Raw genomic sequence first — 255 nt, forward strand, 5'->3', positions numbered from 1 at the left:
TTTTACTCCTTTTTTCGTATTTTAAATGCTGATTAACCGCGACTTATATATGTTATTGCAGCAACAAAAAATTCAGTTAAGTGCGTATTCCGATCTATATGATTTAATCGTACCCAAGGGCAATCTTTTTAGAAGAATCAATGAATTGATTGATTTTTCCTTTATCCACGATGAACTGGTAGATAAATATTGTGCAACTAATGGGAGAAATGCAGAAAGTCCTATCCGCATGTTTAAATACTTGTTATTGAAAAC

Annotated in this window: 1 pseudogene; it reads left to right on the forward strand. The window is 31.8% G+C overall.

Annotation, left to right across the window (positions count from 1 at the left end):
• Positions 1-49 precede the first annotated feature (49 nt).
• Positions 50-255: pseudogene (locus tag LB467_RS18915) on the forward strand (IS5/IS1182 family transposase); the annotation flags it as partial.

The sequence above is a fragment of the Salegentibacter tibetensis genome (genome assembly GCF_020164485.1).
In the GTDB taxonomy this organism is placed as follows: Bacteria; Bacteroidota; Bacteroidia; order Flavobacteriales; family Flavobacteriaceae; genus Salegentibacter; species Salegentibacter tibetensis.